Origin of the sequence: Flammeovirga yaeyamensis (assembly GCF_018736045.1) — a bacterium.
Taxonomy (GTDB): domain Bacteria; phylum Bacteroidota; class Bacteroidia; order Cytophagales; family Flammeovirgaceae; genus Flammeovirga; species Flammeovirga yaeyamensis.
The window spans coordinates 2,937,735-2,964,311 of sequence record NZ_CP076132.1 but is presented as its reverse complement, the minus strand read 5'-3'; the positions used below and the strand labels follow the sequence as shown (position 1 = coordinate 2,964,311).

The 26,577-nt window shown below is 33.1% G+C and carries 20 protein-coding genes; 9 read left to right on the top strand and 11 right to left on the bottom strand.

What is annotated here, in order from left to right; translation table 11 throughout:
- Nucleotides 1–299: 299 nt before the first annotated feature.
- The 4 genes from KMW28_RS11665 to KMW28_RS11650 form a co-directional block, all read right to left on the bottom strand.
- Nucleotides 300–1,487 carry a thioredoxin family protein gene (locus tag KMW28_RS11665; RefSeq protein ID WP_169663272.1) on the bottom strand — a complete coding sequence of 396 codons (1,188 nt, stop codon included), beginning with the start codon at nucleotides 1,485–1,487 and terminating at the stop codon, nucleotides 300–302.
- A 68-nt stretch (nucleotides 1,488–1,555) separates the two neighbouring features.
- The gene (locus tag KMW28_RS11660) at nucleotides 1,556–2,620 is read right to left on the bottom strand and encodes a type I restriction enzyme HsdR N-terminal domain-containing protein (RefSeq protein WP_169663273.1); all 1,065 of its coding nucleotides are present in this window, start codon (nucleotides 2,618–2,620) and stop codon (nucleotides 1,556–1,558) included.
- A 170-nt stretch (nucleotides 2,621–2,790) separates the two neighbouring features.
- Entirely contained in the window at nucleotides 2,791–3,819 is a 1,029-nt protein-coding gene (gene hemE, locus KMW28_RS11655; protein WP_169663274.1) for a uroporphyrinogen decarboxylase, read from the bottom strand.
- Nucleotides 3,820–3,837: 18 nt separating this feature from the next.
- Nucleotides 3,838–5,265 carry a CCA tRNA nucleotidyltransferase gene (locus tag KMW28_RS11650; RefSeq protein WP_169663275.1) on the bottom strand — a complete coding sequence of 476 codons (1,428 nt, stop codon included), beginning with the start codon at nucleotides 5,263–5,265 and terminating at the stop codon, nucleotides 3,838–3,840.
- A 270-nt stretch (nucleotides 5,266–5,535) separates the two neighbouring features.
- Between KMW28_RS11650 and gldG the strand changes: the two genes are divergently transcribed.
- On the top strand, nucleotides 5,536–7,203 hold the full coding sequence (gene gldG, locus KMW28_RS11645; RefSeq protein WP_169663276.1) for a gliding motility-associated ABC transporter substrate-binding protein GldG: 1,668 nt from the start codon (nucleotides 5,536–5,538) through the stop codon (nucleotides 7,201–7,203).
- Here the strand turns inward: gldG and KMW28_RS11640 are convergent, their stop codons facing one another.
- Genes KMW28_RS11640 through KMW28_RS11630 form a run of 3 tightly spaced genes read right to left on the bottom strand, consistent with a single transcriptional unit; the run spans nucleotide 7,204 to nucleotide 10,165 of the window.
- Nucleotides 7,204–7,845, bottom strand: coding sequence for an O-methyltransferase (locus KMW28_RS11640; RefSeq protein ID WP_169663277.1), 642 nt, complete (start codon nucleotides 7,843–7,845; stop codon nucleotides 7,204–7,206). It abuts the gene before it with no gap.
- A 38-nt stretch (nucleotides 7,846–7,883) separates the two neighbouring features.
- Nucleotides 7,884–8,828, bottom strand: coding sequence for a hypothetical protein (locus tag KMW28_RS11635; protein WP_169663278.1), 945 nt, complete (start codon nucleotides 8,826–8,828; stop codon nucleotides 7,884–7,886).
- Nucleotides 8,828–10,165: a flippase gene (locus tag KMW28_RS11630; protein ID WP_169663279.1), complete on the bottom strand. Its 1,338-nt coding sequence runs from the start codon at nucleotides 10,163–10,165 to the stop codon at nucleotides 8,828–8,830. Before KMW28_RS11630 ends, KMW28_RS11635 begins: the two co-directional genes overlap by 1 nt.
- A gap of 148 nt (nucleotides 10,166–10,313) precedes the next feature.
- Between KMW28_RS11630 and KMW28_RS11625 the strand changes: the two genes are divergently transcribed.
- From KMW28_RS11625 to KMW28_RS11610, 4 genes are all read left to right on the top strand, one after another.
- Nucleotides 10,314–11,501 carry a glycosyltransferase gene (locus tag KMW28_RS11625; protein WP_169663280.1) on the top strand — a complete coding sequence of 396 codons (1,188 nt, stop codon included), beginning with the start codon at nucleotides 10,314–10,316 and terminating at the stop codon, nucleotides 11,499–11,501.
- Nucleotides 11,502–11,584: 83 nt separating this feature from the next.
- Nucleotides 11,585–14,086: a YfhO family protein gene (locus tag KMW28_RS11620; RefSeq protein ID WP_169663281.1), complete on the top strand. Its 2,502-nt coding sequence runs from the start codon at nucleotides 11,585–11,587 to the stop codon at nucleotides 14,084–14,086.
- Nucleotides 14,087–14,165: 79 nt separating this feature from the next.
- Nucleotides 14,166–15,371: a BaiN/RdsA family NAD(P)/FAD-dependent oxidoreductase gene (locus tag KMW28_RS11615; protein WP_169663282.1), complete on the top strand. Its 1,206-nt coding sequence runs from the start codon at nucleotides 14,166–14,168 to the stop codon at nucleotides 15,369–15,371.
- Nucleotides 15,372–15,614: 243 nt separating this feature from the next.
- Entirely contained in the window at nucleotides 15,615–18,134 is a 2,520-nt protein-coding gene (locus tag KMW28_RS11610) for a TonB-dependent receptor (RefSeq protein WP_169663283.1), read from the top strand.
- Between the two features lie 40 nt (nucleotides 18,135–18,174).
- Here KMW28_RS11610 and KMW28_RS11605 read toward each other — a convergent pair whose 3' ends face one another.
- A complete protein-coding gene (locus KMW28_RS11605; RefSeq protein ID WP_169663284.1) occupies nucleotides 18,175–19,059 on the bottom strand; it encodes a hypothetical protein in 885 nt (294 codons plus the stop codon).
- A gap of 64 nt (nucleotides 19,060–19,123) precedes the next feature.
- Here KMW28_RS11605 and KMW28_RS11600 point away from each other — a divergent pair, with 64 nt between their 5' ends.
- Nucleotides 19,124–19,786: a hypothetical protein gene (locus KMW28_RS11600; protein ID WP_066206972.1), complete on the top strand. Its 663-nt coding sequence runs from the start codon at nucleotides 19,124–19,126 to the stop codon at nucleotides 19,784–19,786.
- Here KMW28_RS11600 and KMW28_RS11595 read toward each other — a convergent pair.
- Entirely contained in the window at nucleotides 19,764–20,681 is a 918-nt protein-coding gene (locus KMW28_RS11595) for a DMT family transporter (RefSeq protein WP_169663285.1), read from the bottom strand. The two genes, KMW28_RS11600 and KMW28_RS11595, sit on opposite strands and share 23 nt — an antisense overlap.
- Before the next feature lie 185 nt (nucleotides 20,682–20,866).
- Here KMW28_RS11595 and KMW28_RS11590 point away from each other — a divergent pair, with 185 nt between their 5' ends.
- Nucleotides 20,867–22,318 carry a LysM peptidoglycan-binding domain-containing protein gene (locus tag KMW28_RS11590; protein ID WP_169663286.1) on the top strand — a complete coding sequence of 484 codons (1,452 nt, stop codon included), beginning with the start codon at nucleotides 20,867–20,869 and terminating at the stop codon, nucleotides 22,316–22,318.
- Nucleotides 22,319–22,403: 85 nt separating this feature from the next.
- On the opposite strand, the gene dapA is transcribed toward KMW28_RS11590, so the two are convergent.
- Entirely contained in the window at nucleotides 22,404–23,327 is a 924-nt protein-coding gene (gene dapA / locus KMW28_RS11585) for a 4-hydroxy-tetrahydrodipicolinate synthase (protein ID WP_066206980.1), read from the bottom strand.
- A 167-nt stretch (nucleotides 23,328–23,494) separates the two neighbouring features.
- Here dapA and KMW28_RS11580 point away from each other — a divergent pair, with 167 nt between their 5' ends.
- Nucleotides 23,495–24,157 carry a hypothetical protein gene (locus KMW28_RS11580; RefSeq protein WP_066206983.1) on the top strand — a complete coding sequence of 221 codons (663 nt, stop codon included), beginning with the start codon at nucleotides 23,495–23,497 and terminating at the stop codon, nucleotides 24,155–24,157.
- A 2-nt stretch (nucleotides 24,158–24,159) separates the two neighbouring features.
- The gene (locus KMW28_RS11575) at nucleotides 24,160–24,999 is read left to right on the top strand and encodes a bifunctional methionine sulfoxide reductase B/A protein (RefSeq protein ID WP_169663287.1); all 840 of its coding nucleotides are present in this window, start codon (nucleotides 24,160–24,162) and stop codon (nucleotides 24,997–24,999) included.
- A 59-nt stretch (nucleotides 25,000–25,058) separates the two neighbouring features.
- Here KMW28_RS11575 and KMW28_RS11570 read toward each other — a convergent pair whose 3' ends face one another.
- A complete protein-coding gene (locus tag KMW28_RS11570) occupies nucleotides 25,059–26,489 on the bottom strand; it encodes a voltage-gated chloride channel family protein (RefSeq protein ID WP_169663288.1) in 1,431 nt (476 codons plus the stop codon).
- Nucleotides 26,490–26,577 lie beyond the last annotated feature (88 nt).

Here is a 26,577-nt window from a genome sequence, read left to right as displayed (position 1 = left end):
TCTTATTATGTCAAAAAGTTTAACTAATAAAATAGCGTCACGTCGTATTTTACAATTGTAAAAGTAACACATTAGGGTGTTGAGCGTAAATTATCATCCTAGATTAAAACTGAATTGTGATGTTAAAAAAGTACTAAGAAAGTCATGTGTTTTTTGTGTAGTCAAAATGTTGTTGTAAAGTAAAAAACCTTGATTTTAGTTATAAAATCAAGGTTGTGTAAGTTATTTATGTCTTTGTACTGTAAGATTACACTTTATATATAATACAATAAGGTTCATTTATTCATAGACAAAATACATCATTTTGTTGTGTTTAGCTTTTCGAGAACTGAGTAAGCCAAAGTAGGATGTACTTTTTCTTTTTTTGCTAATTCGATAGCTTCTAAAGCAGTCATCTTTGCTTTTTCATAGCTCTTTAATTTGAGTAGTATTCCTGATTTCGTTTCGAGGTTGATGGAGTTATAGTGAACGTCTAAAGAATTATCTACCCATTCTAAAGCAGTACTTAATTTCTCTTGATCATCATAATAGTGATATATATCCCAGGCCCAATTCCTATAGAGGTATGCTCTGACTTCAGGATCCCGGTCATGAAGCGTTTTTACACCTTCACTCATTTTATTATAAGCAGTTTCAAAATCTTGTATATTGATGTAAAAGGTAGGGTTGTAGGCTAAATTGAGAGTTGTACCTTGTTTACCTAATGAAGTATTTAAATAACTCATTAATTTTTCCCAACCTTTAATATTTTTCTCTTCAACATAAGGCTGCATAGAGATACTGGCAGCAGCGTTTATGGTTTGTATGATATCTTTAATGCCATGTTCACTTTCTATTACATTAGAGTGTTTTACGATATAATGTAAGCTTTCTGAATGTAATCCATTATGCATTGTCGCTTCTTTTAATGCTCTCCAAATCGATTCCTCTTTTAGCAGGTCATCATTTAGTCTACCTAAAAATTTCGACAACATTATTTCGTCTTCATAGGCTGCATTATAAGTGGTGTATATATAATTGCTTAGGATTTTAATATCGGGTTCCTTTTCGTTCTTTACCAGTTTCTGTAAAACAAATAATTGATTATTGGGATCTTCCGCTTCTTTACTAGCTTCGATAAACTCCTCTTTACTTTTCAATCCAGTGGCTAAATGTAATGCTTCAGCATCCTGATTAAGATACAAATAGGAAGGGTAGATCGATAAATTATATTTTTCGACTAGAGTTTTACCTAGTTTAGATTCAGCATCAACAGATAAATTGATGTAGTGGTTATTATAATACGAAGAAACTTTTTTGGTTTTAAATACTTCTTCTTGCATCCATTCACAGTTTTTACACCAATTGGTATGGATATCGATAAATATGCCTTTCTGTTCCTTTTTAGCTTTCTTTTGTGCTGTGTGTAAGTCATTGATTTCAAAGTTTATATTTTGACCTACACTAAGAATTGGTATTAATAAGATGTATAGCGTTGTTTTCCACATTAGGGTATGCGTTTAGGTGATTCTATATTTAAGTTATAAAATTCTAAAGATAAACGCATTACAATTCTCTATTTTCTTTTCCTTCTTTTTGTCTTTTTAGGTAATGCTAAAATCCCAGCTATAATAATGAACTGTACAGGTAGAATTAATAAATGTGGTTGTAAAAACATCCATGTCTTTTCGCCTAAACGTAAATAATGATCCCAATTCCACCAAGCTTTAGAAAAGAACTTTACCGTTACCCAAATAGGAATCGTCATAAAAAAAGTGATTAGTAATTTCTGACGCCATTTTAATCGATTGTTTCCTAACGCAGGGAAGAAACTAATAATGTTACTTAAAGTGATGATGAATAATATGGAAAGAAAAGATAGGCTAACATAAAACCAGGAAAAATCCATCTTAAAAGTGTACCACATTTTCTCTACAATAGGAGTGGCAAGAATCTTATTGATATTGATGAAAAGTAATTTAGATGAACCAAAGAAAGTAATAAATAAAAATGAGATGTAAATAAGAGAATGGATAAATAATGTGTTTTTTAATGATTTACCTATAAAACTAAAAATATCTTTTGTCGATCTAAAAAACCTTTTTCTAATTTTAAAGAAGAAAGAATTTTTACCATTGAATTTGGGTACAGAAGGCAATACATTTTTTTCACGTTCTCCAATTTTATGAGGAAGTACTTCGTGATAATAATCATTCGCACCATCAGTAGTCCATACGTAATGAGCCATTAGTGCTGCTGCATAAGAGAAACCTTGATGAACAGCTTGCATGAGTACATTTCTACTGACACCTTTCTTTTTACATTCAACAATTAAAGTGGGTTCGAGACCTTCCTCATCATTGTAGCCAATAATATCAGCTTCTTTGGTAGACGAACCCATTTTTACAGGTACACATACTCGAACATGAGATGCAGGGTAACCTAATTCATAGATTACTTTCAAGAAGGTTTCTAATTGAACTTTTTCTTCAGGATTATTTAAAGATCGAGTTTTTTGGTGAGGTAAATACGTTACTTCATTGGTTCTTTTATTGATCTTGATGACTTTATCTTTTAATCCTTTTGAAAGCCACTTCATCTGAATATGCGTTTTAGTAAAGATGATTTCTTGTGAACTCATCAGTTGAAAAAATAATTGCTAAATATAGTAGAAATTAGTTTTAATAATGGTTAAAATATCAACAAATGATTTATTTTAGTTTTTTATCGGTGAAGTGTAGTGTTTTATATTTAAACAAAAAAAGGTCTTGCTTTCACAAGACCTTCTAAATATTTTGAATGAAAGAAATATTATCCTCTCATTTTTGCTGAGTATTCTTTTACTGTATTGATAAAGACCTTCACTTTCTCAGGGTCAATATCAGGATATACACCATGACCTAAGTTAGCAATATGATGATCAGGACCGAAAGTATCTAACATCTTGATAGTCGCTTTCTCCACATCTTTGTCAGAACCATATAAGGCACAAGGATCAAGGTTACCCTGAAGCACTTTACCGTTAACTAATTTTCTTGATTCTGCAACATCCATGTTCCAATCAAGACCAACAGTATTACAATTTGATTTACCAATTGCTTCTCTAGCAAAGTAAGCACCTTTAGCAAATACTGTTTTTGGCACTTCTGTAATTGAATCACAAATTTGGTTGATATACGGCATGGCAAAAATATCGTATTGCTCAGGTGATAAAATACCCGCCCAAGAATCGAAAATCTGAATCATGTCCGCGCCTGCTTCGATTTGTGCTTTTAAGTAAGCAATGGTCGAATCAGTAATCATCTGAAGTAATTTATGAGAGAACTCAGGTTGAGTATAGAACATTTTCTTTGCTTTAGAGAATGTTTTAGACCCTTGACCTTCGATCATATAACAGAAGATAGTGAAAGGAGCACCAGCAAAACCAATTAAAGGAACTCTATCGTTCAATTCCTTTTTAGTTAATTTGATAGCATCCAATACATATCCTAGATCAGATTGTACATCAGCAACACGAATTTTATCTAAGTCTTTTTCAGTTTGAACTGTATTAGGGAAGAAAGGACCTCTTTTCTCAACCATTTCATAAGGTAAGCCCATTGCTTCCGGAATTACCAAAATATCAGAGAAAATAATGGCTGCATCTACGCCCAATAAATCTACAGGTTGGATAGTTACTTCACAAGCTAATTCTGGAGTCTGACATAATTCAACAAATCCTGAAACACTTGATCTAACCGCTCTATATTCTGGTAAAATACGTCCAGCTTGACGCATTAACCATACGGGTGTTCTTTCAGTTTTTTCTCCTCTTGCAGTTCTTAGTATTAAATCATTCATAAAGTTATATGACCTAGTTTATTCGTTTTCTGTATTTAAAGGTGTAAGTCCTAATTCGATACCTACATTAATCATAAAAGGCTTTGCTTCTTCGAGTGTATTTTTGATTTTCCCATCTAAAATCGCCTCTCTCACTTGGTCTTTAATCTGACCTACTTCCCTTGATGGTTTAATATCAAAAGTTTGCATGACTAGCTCGCCTGTAATAACGGGCTGAAAGTTACGTACTTTATCACTTTCTTCAACCGCTTCTAACCTAGATTCTACATAATCGAAGTTAGAAAGGTATTTTTTAACTTTATTTCCATCTTTCGAAGTGATATCGGCACGACATAACATCATCAAAGCATCGATGTCGTCTCCAGCTTCAAAAAGTAAACGTCTCACAGCAGAGTCCGTTACTTCTTTCTTAACTAAAGCGATTGGACGTAAGTGAAGCTTTACCAATTTCTGAACAAACTTCATCTTATCGTTCAACGGAAGCTTTAAACGCTTAAAGATACCGGGAACCATTCGTGCTCCTTTGTCTTCGTGACCATGGAAGGTCCAACCCACTCTTTGATTAAAACGCTTAGTGGCAGGCTTGGCGATATCGTGAAGGATAGCTGCCCATCTCAACCATAAATCGTTTGATTTTTCGGCAACATTATCCAATACTTTCAACGTATGGTAGAAATTGTCTTTATGACCTTTTCCATCTCTACGTTCAACACCATGAAGATTTTGCATTTCAGGGAAAATCAATTGAAGCAACCCTGAAGTAAATAGTAGTTTAAATCCATAAGAAGGAACAGGAGAGAGGATAATTTTATTCAACTCATCCATGATTCTTTCTTTAGATACAATGGAGATGCGTTCTTTATTATCAACTATAGCATCAAAAGTATCTGGATCGATATCAAAATTAAGTTGAGAGGCAAAACGAATGGCTCTCATCATTCTTAAAGGATCGTCTGAGAATGTAATGTTAGGTTCAAGTGGAGTGATGATATTTTTCTTTTCCAAATCTTGAACTCCACCAAAAGGATCAACTAAATCACCGTAGTTATCTTGATTAAGAGAAATAGCCAATGCATTGATTGTAAAGTCCCTTCTGTTTTGATCGTCCTCTAATGTACCATCTTCTACAATAGGTTTTCTAGATTCACGTCGATAAGACTCTCTTCTAGCACCTACAAATTCTACCTCGTATTCATCGAACTTCACCATTGCAGTACCAAAACTTTTGAAAGTACTACAAGGTAAATTGCCACCTTGTTTTGCAACCTCTTCGGCAAGGACGATGCCGCTACCTACACAGACAATATCAATATCTTTAGATGGACGTTTTAACAGGAGGTCTCTCACAAAACCACCGACTAAATAAGTATCAAAACCAACTGATTTGGCACTATTGGCGACAACATCAAAGATTGGATTTTGATCTAATATATCTTTAAAATTCACTACTTAAAATGATCTAGATTCCAATTGAATATGCAAAAGTACATTAAAAAATAAACATATGATGTGAATGTCGCTTAATTATTTAGTTCAGCCTAAAAATCTTGGACTTTGATTTTGCTAAGGGTCTAAAATCAAGGAATCTTCTGCTTTTATCTTTAAAAAAATAAAAAAATGATGAGCATTTAAATCTTCGATGGAGGTGCAGTTTGATTTATTTATATAAACCATCATTTTTGTAACTCAATTTTTTAATTATCTGAGAGTTGTTCTATGCGTAAGTGGGAAGACCTTTTAACTTTTTCATCAATAGCATTACTATTGATTTTATTAAACATTCATTCTGATAAACTATTCTTCCGATGGGATTTAACAGAAGAGAAGAGATTTAGTATCAATCCGGCTACAGAAAGGTTATTAAGTAATTTAGAAGGGAAGGTAGCTATCGATGTTTATCTTGATGGACCTTTGAATGCTGAATTTGAGCATTTGAAAACGGCTATTCAAGAAACTCTAGAAGAGTTTAAAGTACAGGCCAATGGGCAATTGGACTTTAGATTTATAGATCCGAACGATTTTGCTGATGTAAGACAGAAACAACAATTTCAGAAATCATTAATTGAAAAAGGTATTCCTCAAACGACTTTATACGATGTGGGGGCTAATGGAGAACAAACACAGCGTTTGATTTATCCAGGTGCATTAATCACCTATAAGAATAAACAAAAAGGAGTTTTATTGCTGAAAGGGAATAAAGCTAAATCTGCTCAAGAACAAATTAACCAATCGATAGAAGGGGTAGAATTTGAGTTGGCTTCAGTTATCAAAGATTTATCAAATACTCAGGAGAAAAGAATTGCGATTGTGCAAGGTCACGATGAATTGAAGCCTCAGGAGTTACAAGAGTTAACGGGAAGTCTTCAAGAAAAATATCAAATCAATTGGCTGACTGATTTATCACAGTTAAATAAATATGATGCCGCTATAATTGCTCAACCTAAAAAGACTTTCAGAAATAGAGATAAATATTTTATTGATCAGTATTTGATTAATGGAGGAAATGCGATGTTCCTTTTGGATAAGGTGCAAATGAACAAAGACTCGATTCCTTTAGGAGGTACTTATGCTTTTGGATATGATTTAGGTATTGAAGATCTGATTTTTAGATTGGGAGTAAGAACTAATGTGGATTTAATACAAGACCAACAGGCAGGGTTGATCGAGGTGGTCGCTGGTAATTTTGGTGATAAAGCCAATATCAAAAAGTTACCTTGGCCATATTATACTTATTTAAATACTTTCTCTGAACATCCAATCGTAAGAAATATGGATGTGGTTTACGGTAAGTTCGTTTCTTCTTTAGATACAGTTAAATCAGTGGGTATAAAAAAGACACCTTTATTGTTTACATCAAATTATTCTAGAATCCGCCCGATGCCGAATTTAATTTCTTTGGATGAGATTAAGGAAGCAAGTAATAAAGAACTATTTACCAAACCTCATATTCCTGTCGCTTATTTATTAGAAGGGACATTTAAATCGCTTTACGCCAATCGATTCCCTCCAAGAGGAATTCCAAAAGAATCCTTAATTAAGAACTCTGTTCATCCTACAAAAGTAATTGTGATTGCTGATGGCGATATTGTAAAGAACGAATTTAACCCTATCACCGGAAGTGTCGAATCCATAGAATTCGACCGTCATAGAGGACAAACCTTATCGAATTTAGAGTTTGTAATGAACGCTTTAGAATATCTAACTGATCAAGACGGTTTGATCATGGCTAGAAATAAGAAGGTGACCTTACGCCCTCTAGACTCTTTTAAAGTAAGAGAAGAAAAAGCCTTTTGGCAGTGGTTGAATGTAGGTGTACCGGTTGTGGTTACAGCACTTTTAGGTGTATTGTTTGTGTATTTGAGAAGGAGGAGGTACGAAAGATAATTATATATCTAGACAATTGTCTTTGCGGTAGAATATACTCGTTAATGAATGATCTCCACAAGAAGGAGCTAAACCATAAAAGTCTAATCTTTTGAAGCCCTTCTTGATTAACATTTCATAGCCTTCATTGTATATTTCTCTATCAGAGTTATCCCAAATAATTACTCCATTATCAGATAGTTTTTCTAAGGATGCATAGGCACATTTTACCCTTTTTCTTCCATCAATGACAACGATATCAAATAAATTTGGAGATTCTAAGACAGTATCTTCATAATTTTCTTCCAGACTTTTGAATACATATTTGACATTTGAGGGGATATTATTTTTGATTTTCATATACCAATCCTTGTCATGCTCAACAGAATGAACAGATTGACACCTATCAGAAAACCATAAAGTGGAGTTGCCACTTCCGTATTCAAATAAATTTAATTTTGATAAATCCCTTTGTTTAAGGAAATGAATAGCAGAGTAGGTAAACCAAGGGATGTACGATCCATTTTGATCGATAGAAGAAAAGCTTTTGATACTTTCATTCCACCCAATTTGTTTTAAGAACCCTTTCTTAACTAAATAATTAGCGTGGAGTAATACTTTTAGTAGAGACTGTTTTTGTAGCAGATCTATGAGAGTTGCCATAAGTAATATTCATTAATTGTGGCTCACAATATAGTGATTTATCTACTTGAATACCTTTTTAAGGCATAGTAAATTTTATAAAGCTTTCTTTTTATCCCTTTTACATTTACATGTTTATAAAATTTTTCGAAATAAAGATCACCGATTGAAATATCTTTATTGATTGATTTTGGGTTGACTTTGTTATAGTAAATTTTTGTTTGATAAGGGTCCCATATCGGAATTCCAACAAAGTTTTCACCACTTCCATCGGTGCCAATATTATTTGATAGTGATTGAGAGGTATTTAGGCATTTACCGTTATTTAATAAAATCGAAGATGACCATTTTATTGCCCACGTTTTAATTTCTCTATTGATATTCTTAACTAATTGTTCAGACCCTTTAAAGTGACCGTGAAGGTCTAATTCTTCAATGAGATTTCTATCAATAAGTTGTTGATAGATTTTCTCTGTGTCGTTATCAAAATATTGCCATGATTCTTTCCAAGTCGCCCAACCCCAACAAGACATATGAGTAGAAAGAAATGTATCTTTCTTTAGATCAAATGATTTTGATTTAGGGAATTGAGGAAGATAGGAATTGATATGAAAAATGTTGTCATCATTTTTATATACCTCTAAACTGTCATTCATGTACTTTAGAAAAAAAGGAGAGCTGATAATATCGTCTTCTAATACAATTACTTTTCCGTATTTCTCTGTTAGTTCGGTCACACCTCCGATAATAGAATTGGCCAATCCATTATTTTGGTCTTTTTCAATAAGGTTAAAATCAGGATGGTCGTTTAATAATTCTCTAACAATAGTTCTTGTATTCCGAATCCTCTCTTTTTGCTCATTAGTACTATTACTTTTTGCTCCGTCTGCATAAACATACAAAGGCGATTGATATAGCTCTTTATTTTCTTTTAAAGCTAAAATCGTCTTTTTTAAATGATCAGGTCGATCATAAATAAATAAAGCAATAGGAGCGTTCGTCATTATTTTTTAAGCGATTTTTTAATGAAGTAATAAAGGAATAAGGATCTCAATTGAAGCTTACCAATCGTTCTTGTTTCTTTAAAAAGAAGGTTGATAAAAATATTTGTAGAGAATAAAGTAATCACAGAAGCAATTGCCGCACCGTTAGTACTATATAATGGTATCAATACATAATTTAAGGCTGCATTGATAAATATCGATAGAAAACTGGTAATTAGAATGATTTTCTTCTGATTTCTTAGAATCAAATAATTACCTCTCATGCCTCCATTATATAATGCTATTGAACCTAAAATCAGAATATTTAAATTACTAATTGCCCCAAGATACTCCTCCCCATAAAGTAGGTTGATCACAAAATGACTACTAATTAGAACAAATATGACTCCTACATAAGCAACCCCTGTTAACATTGATGAAAGTCGTTCAAAAGAATGATGTAACTGTTTAATCCCTTGCTGAGATTGTTTGGTTAATTCAGGGAATAAAGAGTTCGCTATAATGGCATAGATGGCTACTGATATATCACTTAGTTTAACTGCACGAGTATATATACCTACAGCAGTTTCGTCCAATAACCTATCGATCATGATTTGATCTACCTTAGTGTAAATGATATAGGCCAAACTGGAAATGAGTAAAGGAAAGAAGGTGGACCAATATTCTAAAAATACTTTTTTGGTGAATTTATATTGATGGTGATTATATTTCTTAAGGTAGATATACATCAAAATGATAAAACCAATAACAAGTTCAATTAAGAATGATCCTACAAAGTATTCTAAAGGATAATTCTCTAAAATGAAATAAACCTTTAATAAAGAGCCGATAATGAATCCTGTTCCCTTAGCGATAACAATATATTTTGATAATAGATCGGCTTGGAACTTTGTGGTAATAACATCAAAGACTGAAAGGAAAATACTACTTGATATCAACCATCCTATCATAATCCTTGTAGAATTGCCTTCGGCTAGTAATTGTAGAATAATACCCGATAATAGGAAAGCAACTAAAGAAACGATTAAACGAACTGTAAAAGCAACAGATAAATGTTGATTACGAGTATTGTCATCAACATCAACTAGATTTTTGATAAGTAGACGTTCAAATCCAAAAGCAGAAAAAACAATAAATAGGTTACTTACACTTAGAGAAATATCCCAAATACCCATATTATAAGCTCCTAAATATCTACTTACCCAAGCATTAATTAATAAGCCTCCTAGCATTCTAAGAATGCGATCAAAAAAGAGCCAATTGATATTTTTTAAAATGGAATAAACGCCATCTTTTTTGATCCAATTGTTAAACTTTTGATATATACTTGAGACCATTCGGTTGATTTTGTTTTATAGATTTCGAATAACAGTGCAAAAGTATCTGTATTCGTTTTAGTTTAAAAAATAAAGAGTTTTAATTTTTTCAAAGATTATTAATTGTAACCATATTTGCACTATAAAATCGATAACATAAGCTAAATTAATGAAAGTAGTTCATATATCAACATATCCACGTGGTGGAGCTGCAAATGCTGCTTTACGATTTCATAATGGATTACTTCAACTAGGAGTAGACTCGAAAGTTTTGTGCAGAGATGAAGGGAATGAGGAAAAAAAGATCTACTCTTATGGAACATCTATCAACTTTAGGAGAATTTCTACCATCTACAAGAACTTAAAGATTTTACCTCATTTTTATATGGAGGATGATCAATGCGAAGGATTTTCTTCACCATTAAGTTTGTATAAATTAGAAAAACACCCAATTGTTGTAGAGGCTGATATTGTCATTTTACATTGGGTTGCCAATTTCATTAATTATCCATCCTTTTTTAAGAACATCAATAAGAAAGTAATCTGGTATTTACACGATATGAACCCTTTTCAAGGAGGATTTCATTATTATGAAGATCATGAACGATTTAAAAAGTTTAACAAGGTGGATCAACTCTTTTACAATATCAAAAAGAAGGCACTAAATGATACAAAATTAACAGTAATGGCTCCTTCTCAATGGTTATTGGATTTATCAAAAAAAAGTGAGCTGCTTGGAAGGTTTAATCACAAATTGGCAAGGTATGGGTTATCAACAGAAAAAGTGATTATTCATGATCAAATTGAAGTTAGAAAAAAGTTCAAATTACCATTAGATCATAAAGTATTACTTTTTGTTAGTGAAAGAATATCGAATACTCGAAAAGGAGCAATGTTATTGATCAATGCTTTAAAGAAGTGTGATTTGCAAGAGAAAGTAAGCATTCTTGTAGTGGGGGATTATGATAAAGACCTTTTTGAATCTGATCATCTTCATGCTGTTGGTCGCCTTCATTCGGTAGAAGAAATGGCTATGGCATACTCTGCGGCCGATTTATTTGTATTACCAAGTAGAGAAGATAATTTACCTAATGTGATGTTGGAAAGTCTGTATTGTGGTACACCTGTAATGGCTTTTAAAGATGGAGGAGGGATGAAAGAAATTATCCATGATAAGAATGGTAAACTTATTGATGATATGAATGAAGAGGCCCTTGCAGAAGCTTTACAACAGTGGATCGATCAACCATTTGATTTTAAAAGGGAAGATATTCGTGCAGAAGCAGTGGCTCAATTTGAGGAAAAGCAACAAGCATTAAAACTCAAGGAAGAATTAGAAAAAATTATGAGTTTGTAGTTTGGATGCTAAATAATAAAGTGAGATTTTTCAAACTTGAAGTACACTTAACTAAAGTACTCTAAGCATAACTAAAAATATTAATGGACAAGTTTAACTTTAAGAAGTATAATTGGGTACTCGCAATACCTGCATTTTTTATTCTAACATTCATCTATTTTAGCCCAGAATTTATCGATGGGAAATCATTAAACCAAAGTGATTTAATACATTTTGAAGGGATGTCACATGCCTCTCAAGCTGAAGCCAAAAGGACTGGTGAACCTCCTTTATGGAACACTGCAATGTTCTCTGGAATGCCAGAATTATTGTTCTCAAGCTTGCAAGGAGATCCAACTCATTATATGTATTTAGCAACAAATTTGGGATTGTATAAAACATATGAAAACCCAATGACGGTTTTTGCTTTAATGATTTGTCTTTGGATTGGGTTAATGTGTTTTAGAGTTAAACCATGGGTGGGATTCTTCATCTCAGCAGCATTTGCTTTCAATACGTTTTTCATTACCTCATTAGAGGCAGGGCATATTACAAAACTGAATGCTATAGCTTATTCAGCCTTAGTTCTTGGAGGTATGCGATTGCTTTTTGATAAAAAGTGGTGGATGGGAGCAGCCTTACTTGCATTTGGTGTTTGTATAGAAATTAGAGCATCCCATTATCAAATTACTTATTACCTCATTTTTGTTTGCTTGATGTATGGTTTGTCTGAACTGTATTTCTACTTCAAAAACGGGGAAATTAAAGTCTTTTTAACTAGAGTTATTCCTATCGGTATTTTAGCTGCTTCATTAGGTGCTTCTACACAATTATGGAGAGTGTGGACTACTAAAGAATACTCAGAATACTCTATTCGAGGTAAAAAAGAATTATCAGCACAAGCTGGTCAAGAAAATAATTATACAGAAGAAGGTTTGGATAAAGATTATGCTTTCAGTTGGTCTGAGGGGAAAATGGAGTCTTTAACCTTAATATCACCTAACTTTCTAGGGGGTAGTAGCCAAGAAACTTTAGAGAAAGATGGACCATTTTTAACGATGATCTCTAAGAATTATGGTCAACAAGCAGTTCAGCAATTATCTCAAATAAAACTACCATTATATTTTGGTGAACAACCATTTACCGGTGGGCCAATCTATCAAGGGGCTATATTATCTTTCTTGTTCATATTAGGATTGTTTGTACTTGATAAACGCGATAGAATATGGCTAATAAGTAGTTTATTAATGGCCCTGTTCTTTGCTTGGGGTAAACACTTGCAATGGTTTAACTACACACTATTTGATATCCTACCGGGTATGAATAAATTCAGAACGCCAGCGATGGCTTTAGGTATTGGTTGTGTAGTGATGGCACTTGGGGCCGCTTTAGGTTTCAACAAAATCATTAATGATGGTTGGGATGAGAAAACACAAAAAGCAGCTTACAAAGCAGCAGGAGCCACTGGTGGATTATTGATCATAATGTGGGTAGCAGCAGGTTTTATGGACGTAAGTGGGGCTAGAGATGCCGCAATATTCTCACAAATGTTCCAAACACAGGATGCTAATCTAATTAGAAACTTAACTTCTGCAATGGAAGCGGAAAGAATTTCTATGATTAGAGGAGATGTAGTAAGATCATTTATTTTGATTGCTTTGGCATGTGGAGTGTTCTATCTGTACTCAAAGAACAAATTGAAGTTATGGTTAGCAGTAGGTTTAGTAGGAGTATTGACTATAGGAGATGTTTGGAGTGTAGCGAAAAGATATATCAATAAGGAATCTTTTAAAGTAGATACGAACAAGCAGACACACAAAGCAACTCCTGCAGATACTTACATATTAGCAGATAAAGATCCTAACTTTAGAGTATTAAACCTTACTGAAAATACATTTAATGAGGCAAAAACTTCTTACTTCCATAAATCAATTGGTGGTTATTTCCCTGCGAAACTTCGTAGATATCAAGATTTAATTGAAAGAGAATTAAGCAGAGAAATTCAGGTATTTGCAAATACAGTTCAAAAAGGAGATACACTTCAGGTAAGAGAAATTCCTGCATTGAATATGCTGAACATGAAATACACCATTCTTGGACCTCAAAAAGAAGCAGTATTACAAAACCCGAACGCTTTAGGGAATGCATGGTTTGTAGAACATATTGAAAAAGTGAATACTCCAGATGAAGAAATGGAGGCGTTAGCATCAATAGACCCTTCTAAACAAGCGATTGTTAATGTTACTCGCTTTAATCAAGAAATCAAAACTTCAAAATCAGAAGGCGATAAAGTAGAATTAACAGAATACGGTCACCGTAGATTAAAATATAAGTCAAATAGTAAAAACGGTGGTTTTGCTGTCTTTTCAGAAGTATACTATCCAGCAGGTTGGGTAGCTAAAATTGACGGCAAAGAAACAGATATTATTTGTGCCAATTATGTTTTAAGAGGTATTCAATTACCTGCAGGAGAACATGAGATCACATTCGATTTTGATCCTGTATCTTTCGTTGTTGGGGGTACAATATCTAAAATCGCGGGCTACTTATGCTGGATCCTATTAGGTTTTGCTATATTTATGTCTGTAAGAGCTAAAAAAGAATAGTTTTTAATTATTTAAATAAGAAAGGGCATGTTTGCATTATTAATGATGTAGACATGCTCTTTTTGTTTATCTTCGAAGTATGAAAATTGCAATTATTGGAGGAGGTGCTGCTGGGTATTTTGCAGCAGTAACAGCCGCTAAAGAGGCTTCTAACGAAGTACATATATTTGAGAAAACATCAAAAGTTTTAGGGAAAGTAAAGATTTCTGGAGGAGGAAGATGTAATGTAACCAACGTTATTTTCAATCCTGTGAAATTATCAAAAAGTTACCCTAGAGGCGAACGTTTTCTAAAAAAGGCTTTCGGTAAATTCAATGGGGAACATACTGTTGAATGGTTTAAAGGTAGAGGAGTTAACATTGTTGCTGAGGATGATGGGAGAATGTTTCCTGACACTAACGATTCTCAAACAATAATTGATTGTCTTACTGATGAAGCTGATCGATTAGGGGTACAGTTACATTTGAGTAATACGGTATCTAAATTGACACCAAATGAAAATGGGACTATTCAATTAACCATCAACGATTCCAGTCAAGTATTTGATAAAGTAATTGTGACGATCGGTGGACAACCAAAACTGGAGAGCTTTGATTGGATCAAAAACTTAGGACATACAATTGAAGATCCTGTTCCTTCTTTATTTACCTTCAAGATTAATCATAAACCCCTTACAAAATTGATGGGGCTTTCTGTTCCTGATGCAAGAGTGAGAATTGTAGGAGAGAAGAAGCTGAATGAAACAGGCCCATTATTAATTACGCATTGGGGATTAAGTGGACCAGCTGTCTTAAGAACTTCAGCTTGGGGAGCCCGAATGTTGTATAATAGAAACTATCAGTTTGAAATATTGGTATCATGGTACAACAAATTACCTGATCAGGAATTGAGAGAATATGTCAATGATCAGAAGGTGATTTTAAAGAAAAAGCAAATCAAGAATAACAATCCTTTTGAGTTACCTCAAAGATTGTGGGATTATATTCTTCAACGTTTGGAAATTCCTGAAACCAAATTGTGGTTGGACTTAAGTAAAAAAGAACTGAATAAACTGGTTGAAGTTCTATTGGCTGATAAGTATCAAGTAAATGGGACGACTAAGTTTAAAGAAGAGTTTGTGACTTGTGGAGGAGTAAGTCTTACGGAGGTTGATGTGAAGACTATGGAAAGCAAAGTGGTTTCAAATTTACACTTTGCAGGAGAAGTATTAGATATTGATGGTATCACTGGCGGATTTAATTTTCAAGCAGCTTGGACGACTGGATATTTAAGTGGCAAATCTTGATATAGTACAATTTTAATTCTTTTTTAACAAGAGGTTGATAATTAAACAAGGTGTTCAAAAATTAACATCACTAATTTTGTGTTAATTTTTGAACACCTTGTTTTTTAATGATACAGTCAAATTTAAAGGTTTTGTAAATACATCTTAATTTTTTGAAATAATCAAGTACTTTGTTGGATAACTCAAAGCAGTCCCTACAACTTTACATCGTCAGCTAATCATTATCTACAAAGTACAATTTAAATGAAACACCTAGTTTTACTTTTATCAATCCTTTTATTTAATACGTTTACATCGTTTGCTTCAGATATTCAGATCTCAGGAATTATCACTGATGAAAATGGCGAAGCGATTCCTGGTGTTATGATTTTCGAAAAAGGAAATTCAGCACATGGTACAACCACTAATTTTAATGGTGAATATCACTTTATAGTTGATGAAGAAGCGGTAGTAGTGATCCGTTATATGGGATATCAAACAGAAGAAATTTTAGCAAAGGATGTTCCTCAATCATTCAAACTAACTCAAGAAGCTCAGCAATTAGATGCTATCGAAATTGTAGGTACAAGATCTCAAAATAGAACAGTAACAGAATCTCCTGTCGCTATTGATGTCATCAACCTAGAAAATGTAACTGCAGCGACAGGTCAATTAGACATGAATCAGTTGCTTCAATATGTTGCTCCTTCATTTAACGCACAAAGACAATCAGGTGCAGATGGTTCCGATCACGTTGATCCGGCTACTTTAAGAGGTTTAGGTCCTGATCAAACATTAGTATTGATTAATGGTAAAAGAAGACATCAATCTTCTTTAGTGAATTTAGTAGGTACTAGAGGTAGAGGAAATACAGGTACAGATTTAAATGCTATTCCAATGGCTGCTATCGAAAGAATTGAAATTCTTAGAGATGGAGCTTCGGCACAATATGGTTCTGATGCTATTGCAGGTGTAATTAATATAGTTTTAAAGAAAAATACCGATGGTGTAGCTGTAAATGTAGGTACTGGTGTAACAAGTGAAGGCGATGGTGAATCTGCAAATGTAGATGTAAACTATGGTACTGAGCTAGGAAAAGGTGGTTTTATTAACCTTACTGGACAATATCAACATAGAGGAAGAACGAATAGAATGCCTGAAGAAGAAACATTCAGAAATTATATTGGTGATGCCTTATCGACTGGATTTGGAGGTTTTGTAAATGCAGGTCTTCCGTTATCAGAAAATACAGAAGCCTATGTTTTTGGTGGAGCAAGTGTAAGACATGGTGAGTCGTATGCTTGGACTCGTGAAGCAGATGATGACAGAAACGTTCCTGAAATTTATCCTAATGGTTTTGATCCAAATATCATTTCTGATATTGCAGATTATTCTGTGAGTGCAGGTGTGAAAACAAATATCAAAGATTGGAAAGTTGACTTTAATAATACATTTGGTTATAACGAATTTAAATATTCTGTAGATCAAACATTAAATGCCTCTTTAGGTGCTAATTCTCCAACATCATTCTATTCAGGTAAGCATTATTTATCACAAAATGTTACAGGTGTTGATATCTCAAAGTATTTTGATGGCTTTTTAAATGGATTAAACATCGCTTTTGGTTCTGAATTTAGAATCGATACTTACGGAATTGGAGCAGGTGAGGAAGCGTCTTATAAAAATTATTCAGACGGAAGTGTACCGGGTGGAGCACAAGGTTTCCCAGGTTTTAGACCAGAAAATGAAGTTAATGCTCAAAGAACCAACGTTGCACTCTATTTAGATATAGAGACAGATATTACAGATAAATGGATGATTGCAGTGGCTGGTAGATATGAGAATTATTCAGATTTTGGAGGAACTTTAAATGGTAAAATAGCATCAAGATATGAGTTCTCTAAAGCATTTGCAGTTAGAGGTGCAGTAAGTACAGGTTTCAGAGCTCCATCTTTAGCTCAAAAACATTATAGTTCAATTTTCACAGATGTAGTTGGAGGTGTTACTATGGAAAAAGTAATTACACCAAATGACAGTGAGTTGGCAAAAGCTTTGGGCATGCCAGAATTGAAACAAGAAAAAGCATTCAACGCAAGCTTAGGTTTTACGGCCAATTTGTTAGACGGTCTATCTTTAACTGTTGATGGTTATTATGTAGCGATTGATGATAGAATTGTACTAACAGGAGCATTTGAAGATACTGATCCTGAAATTGGTGATGAACTGAAGGAGTTGGATGTAAGTGCAGCTCAATTTTTCACTAATGCATTGGATACAAGAACACTTGGTTTAGATGTGGTTCTAGCTTATTCATTTGATATTGATGCACATAATTTCACTACTTCCGTTGCGGGTAATATCAATAGAATGGAATTGGGAGATATTACTACCAACGAGAAACTGACTGGAAAAGAAGATATTTACTTTGGTGAAAGAGAGCAGATGTTCTTATTGGCATCAGCACCGAATCATAAGTTTAACTATACTATTAACCATAGCTACAAAAAATTAGCTACCATGATTAGATTAAATCAATTCTCATCTGTTGAACTGATGGATTGGGATGGTGAAATTGATCATTATGCAGGTAGACTAACTACAGATATAGCTATTACTTACAGCTTTAATCCCAAGCTAAGATGGACCATAGGAGGGAATAACATTTTTAATGTTTACCCAACTAAACAAGACCCTCTTTCAACAGAAACTGCAGGGTATTGGGATCCAGTTCAAATGGGATTTAACGGAGCATACTTCTACACTAAATTTGGTATTAACTTTTAATATGTTATTTAAAAATCCTCTTTTATTAAGAGGATTTTTTTTATTGTTCAACAGTAAAGTAGATCACTTGATCTTGAAAGTTTTTATCCACTAACTTCGTATTGGTAATCCAATCTTGAAATGCCTCAGGATAAAGTGTTTTAATTCCATTCTCTGTATTCAACATTGGTTTATCAAACTTAGTAGTACTAAATACAATATAAAGTCGATTATATAATTTATCTTTTCCCATTGTAGACAGTTGAAGTTCATCTACATTTCTATTTTGAATAGATTCTAACCCTTTATTTCCTTGTGCATCAAAAAGGACGTATTCCTGATCTGCATTCACTTTAATACAATTATTTTGATCTGCCGTTAATCTTGAATAAGGGAGTAGGCGATACACCATTTCTTCCTCTCTCATAAAGATACTTATATATCCATCGATAGGGCTTTTAATGGATAAATATAAACTTTCGCCTTCTTTAAATTTTTGAGTGATACAAAGATTCTTATTTGCGCATTTCAATAAGTTTGAATGTAGATCAATTTTATTTTTAGTGATCTCTCTTGCTTTACCTTTTACTTCACAAGATAAATACAGTTTTTGTCCATTATCATTTTCTTCGATAAACCACTTGTAATTAATTTCAGTAGTCTTAATCCATTCCCCCTTAACATTTGATGTACTCAAAGTGTTGAGATTAGTACCTGAATTATCTAGAGTTAAATCTGTATTGGAGGCGATTAAAGTTCCAAATTCATCCGCTAATGCTTTGATTTGGGCTTTCATTTTTAATGACTCTTTAAAATCTGCAATGGATATATTTTCAGTAATGGGTTCTGTTAATTTGGCACCAACTTTTTTTACCTTTTGTGCATAGGTATTACCTAATTGAAAGAAAGTGATGAATAATAATAATGTTTGAATAAAGTTTTTCATTATTAGCATGAAGATGTGTTAGAATTATTTTTTACTAATTTAGTCAAAAATTAGAAAAGCCTACATGAAATTAAAAGCAACCATACTGATATTTTTTTTCTTTTGCTTGATACTCGGAAACGTAAAAGCTCAATTTAAAAAGAAGGATAGAATTCCAACTCCTAAAGAACAAAAAAGTAAAGCAACAAAAGAAGCTAAAAAACAATCAAGATTATTTAGAGATCAAGGATACTTAGAATTACCGGGAGATTTGACAATAGAAGAACAAGTTTTTAATTCTACGATGTCAAAATACGAATTGGATTCTTTAGGAAACCCTGTTTATATAGTTGTTCAATCAGAAATCGTTGGAAATTCATTTGCTGAGGCTAAACGAAAAGGATTTGAAAAATGCTTAAAAGGTTTTGCTAGTAATGTGAATGTTATCTTAGCTGAAAAATATAGACAATCTATATTGAAATCTGAACCTATTTCTCGGAATCAAGAACTATTTGATTTTGTGAAAACTTTTAAATTCGATTTTTCTTGGGATATGTTTGGAAGAAAGACTCCAATTATCTTGCTAAAGAAAAAATCGAACAATCAAACTTTTGTAGTGATGTCTATGAGATACAAAACAGAATTATGTTATGGATTCCTTTCTGATTACTTTATCAAACAAATAGAAGAAACCATGACTTTATCCAAAGAAGAATTAAATGTTCTTAAAGTGAAACAGCTTCAATAGCTTTTTTCTTTCTCCATTGAATACTGTTGATCAATAATGCAGTTATCACTAAAATTCCGCCAAAAACTTGTCCAATACTAATTTCTTCTCCCAATATAAATGAAGCTGTTGTTCCAAAAACAGGAACTAGATTGGTAAATAATGTACTGGTTTCTGCACCAAGCTCTTTGATCGATATAAACCAAAATGCCCCGCAAATAGCTGTTGATAATGCTCCCATAAAGAAAACAGCTAAAAGGAAGTCTGTGTCCATAGGGAATACAAATGTTTCAAAGCCAACACTGTAAATACAGAAAGCAAAGCAGGCCACCCATGTCACTAAATTAGTCAACCAAAGAGGAGAGATGTGACCTAAGTACTTTTTGATGAAAACGTTACCAAACGAGAAACTTAAATTCGCTCCAAGTATTAATAAGTCACCTTTAGAGAAAGAAAGTGCTCTAATGACTTCAAGGTCACCTTTCGAGATGACAAATAGAATACCCATAAAACCAAGTGCGATACTTATCATTTCCTTTCTTTTTAATCGATGTCCCAGCATAGGAATTGATATCAATGCTGTATTTAGAGGAGTAAGTCCAATAATTAAAACACCATTAAATGCCGTGGTATGTTTTAGTCCTTCAAGAAATAAGATATTGTATAGAAAAGCACCAGTAATCCCCAAAAAGACAATATGCTTCCATTTAGATAGACTTTGTTTAATATCTTTTTTAGTAGGCTTTTTAAAGAACATAAAAGCCCCTAAAAGTAAAGCACCCAAAATATATCTATATGTTCCGGCTAACATTGCTCCAACATGTTCAATTGCAATTTGCGAAACATGGAAGTTAACGCCCCAAATAAGCGTAGTAAATATTAGAAAGAAGTAAAATTTCGTTTTGTTGGTTAGCATCGATCGAAGTATATGAAATGAATTATGATGCAAATCTAGTATAAAATTCACCCATAGTCCAAACCATACTTTTATATTGTTTCTTTCTTCATGATAAATTTTTAAATTAGAAAAAGAAATTATTTTACTTACAGAAATGTATGTAAAGTGCTATAAACTCTAAAACAACTTTATTTTTGATAATAATGACGATACAAGAACTTCAGGATCAATATCAATTTAATAAAGACACTCCGATTGTTATTGGAGATCGCTGTAAAGTCTATTTTGGAAAACTAAATAACGAAGATGAGGTAGTAATTATCTCGGACTTATCACCAAGAGTTATTCAAGATGAAGATGTAGATTCTTTTGAAGCAGGAGCAGTAATGTCCTTTAATGATACTAATGAACAGGAATCTAAAGACACATTTGTTTTTGGGTCAGTTCAATACGTCATTAGAATGCTAGATAACTATAGTGAAGAGGTAATAAATACTGTTCATCAGATTATAGAAGAAAAAGATGAAGAACAATTAAAAGAATTAGAAATTAGACTCTTAAAAGTTTTAAAGCTCCCTATTTTAGATAGAACTCAAAAACTTTTAGACATCAAGAATTTATATAAGCAAGGACTTTATGATGAAACTTTTAAAGCAATAGCTTACGACTATGCTAATGATATATTACTTGATGGCGATATGCTTTATTTACTAGGTGATATGTGTGAGAAAGGTATGGGGACTTTCCAAAATAAGCATCAGGCATTAAAGTTTTTCAAAAGAGCACAAGAAATAGGCATTACGAATGCTGAAAAAAGAGTCGAAATTCTTGAAAATGAATTAAAAGAAGAAAGTGAAGCGATTCAAACCGAAACTTCTACTTCTTTAGATCAACAGGAAGATAAAAGTAGATTAATACGTAAAAATCCCACTAAAAATAGAAAAAGGGGTTTGAGCAAAAAGAATAAACTTAGGTATTCTATTATCGGTTCTTTCTCATTTATAATGGGAATCATTTTTACGATGTTAATTGGTAGTTTTTTCAATGGCTCATCTTCAGAAGGTGTAACTGCTTCCGAGAATTCAGAAGAGGTGAGTAATGATGATGTTGCTGAAAATTCTAACAATGAGGTATTTATCAAAATTGAAAAAGATATTCTAAAGTCGACAGCGGATTTGAAAAACTACGATCATGCTATTAAGGCATTGGAAGGAGTAGTTTCTCAGATAGATCAATCTTTAAGAGTACATACTTTTACACCTGATCAAGTCAAGAGATTTGATCAAATAAAAGGAAATGTAATGGGGCAAATATCTAATCTTAAAGATAATGAGTCAGGAAACTTTACAACTTGGTACAATTCTAAAGCAGGTGAATCGGTTGTTGCCATAGCAAATAGGTACAAAATACCAGAAAAGAATTTATTTAATGAGAAAGGAGATAATTATCCAGTTGATTATACTTTCAAAAATGGAGAAAAAGTGAAATTAAAAATACCTGCTTTGTTTTTTGATCATAAAATCTTAGTAGGAGAAAGTATTGGTTCCATCTCTAATAAATACGATATACAACCAGAGGATATTCGAAAATTAAATAATTTATCAAGTAATGTAATTCATCCGGGACAAACGATTAGAGTATATATTAGAAAATAAAAAAGAGAGGTTGACAAAATAAAATGTCAACCTCTCTTTTTATCTTTAAACACGTTTGATAAAACGTAGTATGTTTTCTTATAATTTAAATGGCTTGTCTAGCATCAAAGTTAGATACAAACATCGATTTCTTAGATGAAATTTTAATTTGATCATACATTACAGACATTTTTGATTGTAATAGTTCAGAACCTTCTACTAAAGGTAAACGAACTGTTTTATTACAAATTTCAGCAATCTCTAAACCTGTTTTTACACCCACTGGGTTACCTTCTTCAAAAAGTGCATCAGTAAAGTCTAACAGTTGCGACATTTGCATAGTTGCTTGTTTTGCGTTACCGTTTAATGCTTGTTGAACTGTACTTCCAAATTCTTGTGGAACAACGTTTCCTAAAACTGTAATTACTCCAGAACCTCCAATTGAGATAATTGGAACTGTCATAGCATCATCACCTGAAATAAATAAGAAATCGTCTGGAGTAGCACTAATCACTCTCATTGCTTGAGTTAAATCGGCAGAAGCATCTTTAATACCAAAAATATTTTTGTGCTTCGATAACTCTACAATTGTATCCACATTCATGTTTACACCTGTACGTCCTGGTACATTGTATAAAAGAACTGGAAGTGGTGAAGCATCTGCAATAGCAGTATAATGTGCAATAATACCTTGTTGAGAAGGTTTTACATAATATGGACAAACTGATAGAATGGCATCAACGCCAGTCAAATCAAATTCTTTGAAATTTTGAATCACCTCAGCAGTGTTGTTACTGCCGTTACCAAACATAATTGGTTTATTGGTAGGATTGTTTTGCTTTACAAATTCTAAAACTTGTTTCTTTTCATCCTTAGTCAAAGTAGCACTTTCCGCAGTAGTTCCATTTACTACCCAATATTCTGCATCTTTAGTATGATCTAATAACTTTTTTAAAGCAGGGAAATCAACCTCTCTCTCTTTTGTAAACGGTGTTACTAGTGCGATACCTTGTCCAATAAATGATTCCATGATTTATATATAAAAATTAATATATGTAATTCTCTTGTATGTGTCTTATAATTAATACGAATATAAATTTAATCAGTTCAAGTATTTTGAACAAATATTCAATAAAAAGAAAACCTTTTCGTAACAAGTTGTTATATTTATAACTTCAATAGATAACATTAGAAAATATGATAACAATTGCAGAAGCAGTAGAAGAGATTGTCCGTAAGTCTCCATTTTTAGAAGAAGCCATAGTTGATGGCATTGTTAACTATACTGGATTGGCAAGACAAATTATGCCAGAAGTAGAGGAGAAATTGATGAAAGACGTGCAAATAGGTGGGGTTGTTATGGCAATTCAGAGGTTAAGACCTAAACTTTCAAAACTTGATATTGAGCACGAAGTGTTGGATTATTTGAAAAAAATGGGGGAAATCATCGTACGATCTGATTTAATTGATTACACTTTTAAGAATTCTCCAACTCTTTTGGGTAAACAACAAGAACTTTTAAAGGTTATACAAGGTGAGAAAGATGTTTTTCAAGCATCCTCAAAAGGGGTGTATGAAACCAATCTTGTAACTAGTAAAAAGATGACCGATCAATTGGTGAAAATTTTTGAAGGAGAAGAGGTGATTAGCAAAAAAGAACACCTTGCTTCATTAACCATGAGGTTGCCTCAAGATAATACTTCCGTTCCAGGTATATATTATTACTTATTAAAGAAAATTGCATGGGAAGGTATCAATATTGTTGAGGTGATTTCTACCACCAATGAGTTTACGCTTATCCTAGACAAAAATGATGTAAACAGAACCTTCGGTCTATTACATAATTTAGTAAATGATTAATTATGAATGAATTAACTCCGTTTGAAAAGTGGGTGATTGAAAATAAAGGTACAGAGCAACCTTTTACGGGTAAATTTTACTATCATAATGAAATAGGAGTTTATACTTGTAAAAGGTGCGATGCCCCATTGTATAATTCTAAGGATAAATTCGAGGCCAATTGCGGTTGGCCTGCTTTTGATGATGAAATTGAAGGAGCAGTAAAAAAGGTCAAAGACGCAGACGGAAAGCGTATAGAAATTCTATGTAATAACTGTGATGCACATTTGGGACATGTATTTGAAGGGGAGGGTTTTACTCCAAAAAATACTCGGCATTGTGTAAATTCTATTTCATTAAATTTTGAAGCTAAGGATTCAAAATTGTCAACAGCCATTTTCGCCTCAGGCTGTTTTTGGGGTACTGAATATTATTTCTTGAGAACAAAAGGAGTAATTTCATGTGAAGTAGGTTACATTGGTGGAACGACTGAAAATCCAACTTATGAAGAAGTTTGCTCAGGAAATACGGGGCATGCAGAAGCTTGTAAAGTGGTATTTGATCCGGATAGAATAAGTTATGAATCCCTTGCGAAATTATTTTTCGAAACCCATGATCCTACACAGTTGAATAAACAAGGACCTGATATTGGAACTCAATACCGTTCTGAAATCTTTTATGTAGATGAGGAACAAAAAAACATGGCATTTATCTTAATCGCTCAATTAAAGGCTAAAAGGATTGATGTCGTGACTAAAGTTACTGAAGCAACACAATTTTACCCTGCAGAAGATTACCATCAAGATTATTATGAAAAAACTGCTGGTAAACCTTATTGCCACATCTACGAGAAAAAATTCTAATGATAAAAAAACAGGTTGTCTCATAAGACAACCTGTTTTTTTATTAATAACGAGTGCTATTATTTATTATCCTCATCTTTATCATGACGAGTTTTTAAATGTTTTTTCTCCGCTTCTCTGATTACTTCAATTTCTGATAGGGTATTTCCTTTTTCGTTCTCTTGACCAACATGTTTAGGAGATCCAAGAATTTGAGAGTTGTAAATACTTGTATGACCTGAGAACATGTAAGCAGTAATACAGGCTACAGCTATAAAAACTGCAGATTCATGACCAAATAGTTCGATACCCATTACAGTACAAGCCATAGGAGTGTTGGTTGCGCCACTAAATACACCCACAAAGCCCATCCCGGCTAATAAAGCAATAGGGATAGCATTGTATAAATCGAATGACGACAAGAAACTACCCAATGTAGAACCAATATAAAATAATGGAGTCACCTCACCACCTTTAAATCCAGCACCCAGTGTAAATGATGTGGTTAATGTTTTCATCAAGAAATCGTACCAATGCATCTCTACAGTAAACGATTGACTAATGATAGGTACACCTAAACCAAAGTATTTCATATCATAATTACTGTAATCTAAACCATGATTCATGTTTAAAAGCACGATAGCTAAAGCTAATACAACACCACCTATCATTGGTCTTGCAGGAGCATACTTAATATTTGATTTAAATAAATGTCCAAAAAAGTGGTTAGCTTTACTGAAAAGCATGCCAGTTAAACCAAATGCAATACCAGCGAGTACGCAAAGCAGAAGGTTTTCTAAAGTCATTTCTGGTATTTGAAGACCATCAAAGAATAAAGCAAAATAATCGGTATGATGTATTCCTAATTCATGACCTACATGATGAGTAACATAATTGGCGACAATAGCAGTAAAGAAGCTTGGAAAGATGGCTTCATAACGCATACGACCAATGATATATACTTCTAATCCGAAAATTGCACCAGCCAGTGGAGTTCCAAATACAGAGGAGAAACCAGCAGCAATACCTGATATAATTAATAATTTACGGTCGTATTTATCTAACTTGAATATTTTAGTAAACTGATCGGCAATTGCACCACCCATTTGAACAGCTGTACCTTCTCGACCTGCTGAACCACCAAAGAAGTGAGTTGCAATAGTTGCAATTGTTACCAAAGGAGCCATCTTTAAAGGAATGATTCTATTTGGTCTTGTAATTTCATCAAGTAATTGATTATTACCTTTAACTACATCTTGCCCTAAGTAATGATAACAAGCTCCAATAAGAAAACCACCTATAGGTAAAGCAAATATAATCCATTGATTATCACCTCTCCAACCTGTTGCCCAATGAAGGCCCCACAAGAATAGGGCTGATCCCAACCCTGTTAAACCACCTACTAATAGACCAATTAAAACCCACTTGAGAATGTATAAAAACACCGGGAATTGTTCTACTTTTTTAACCCACTTTGGAAATTGTTCGTGAGTATACCCTAAAAAAGCCATAAAAGTTATTTAATTTAGATAATGATTTGATAAGTAAAGTTAAAAGATTTTACGAGATAAAAAACGAAACAAACGAAACTGTAAAGTT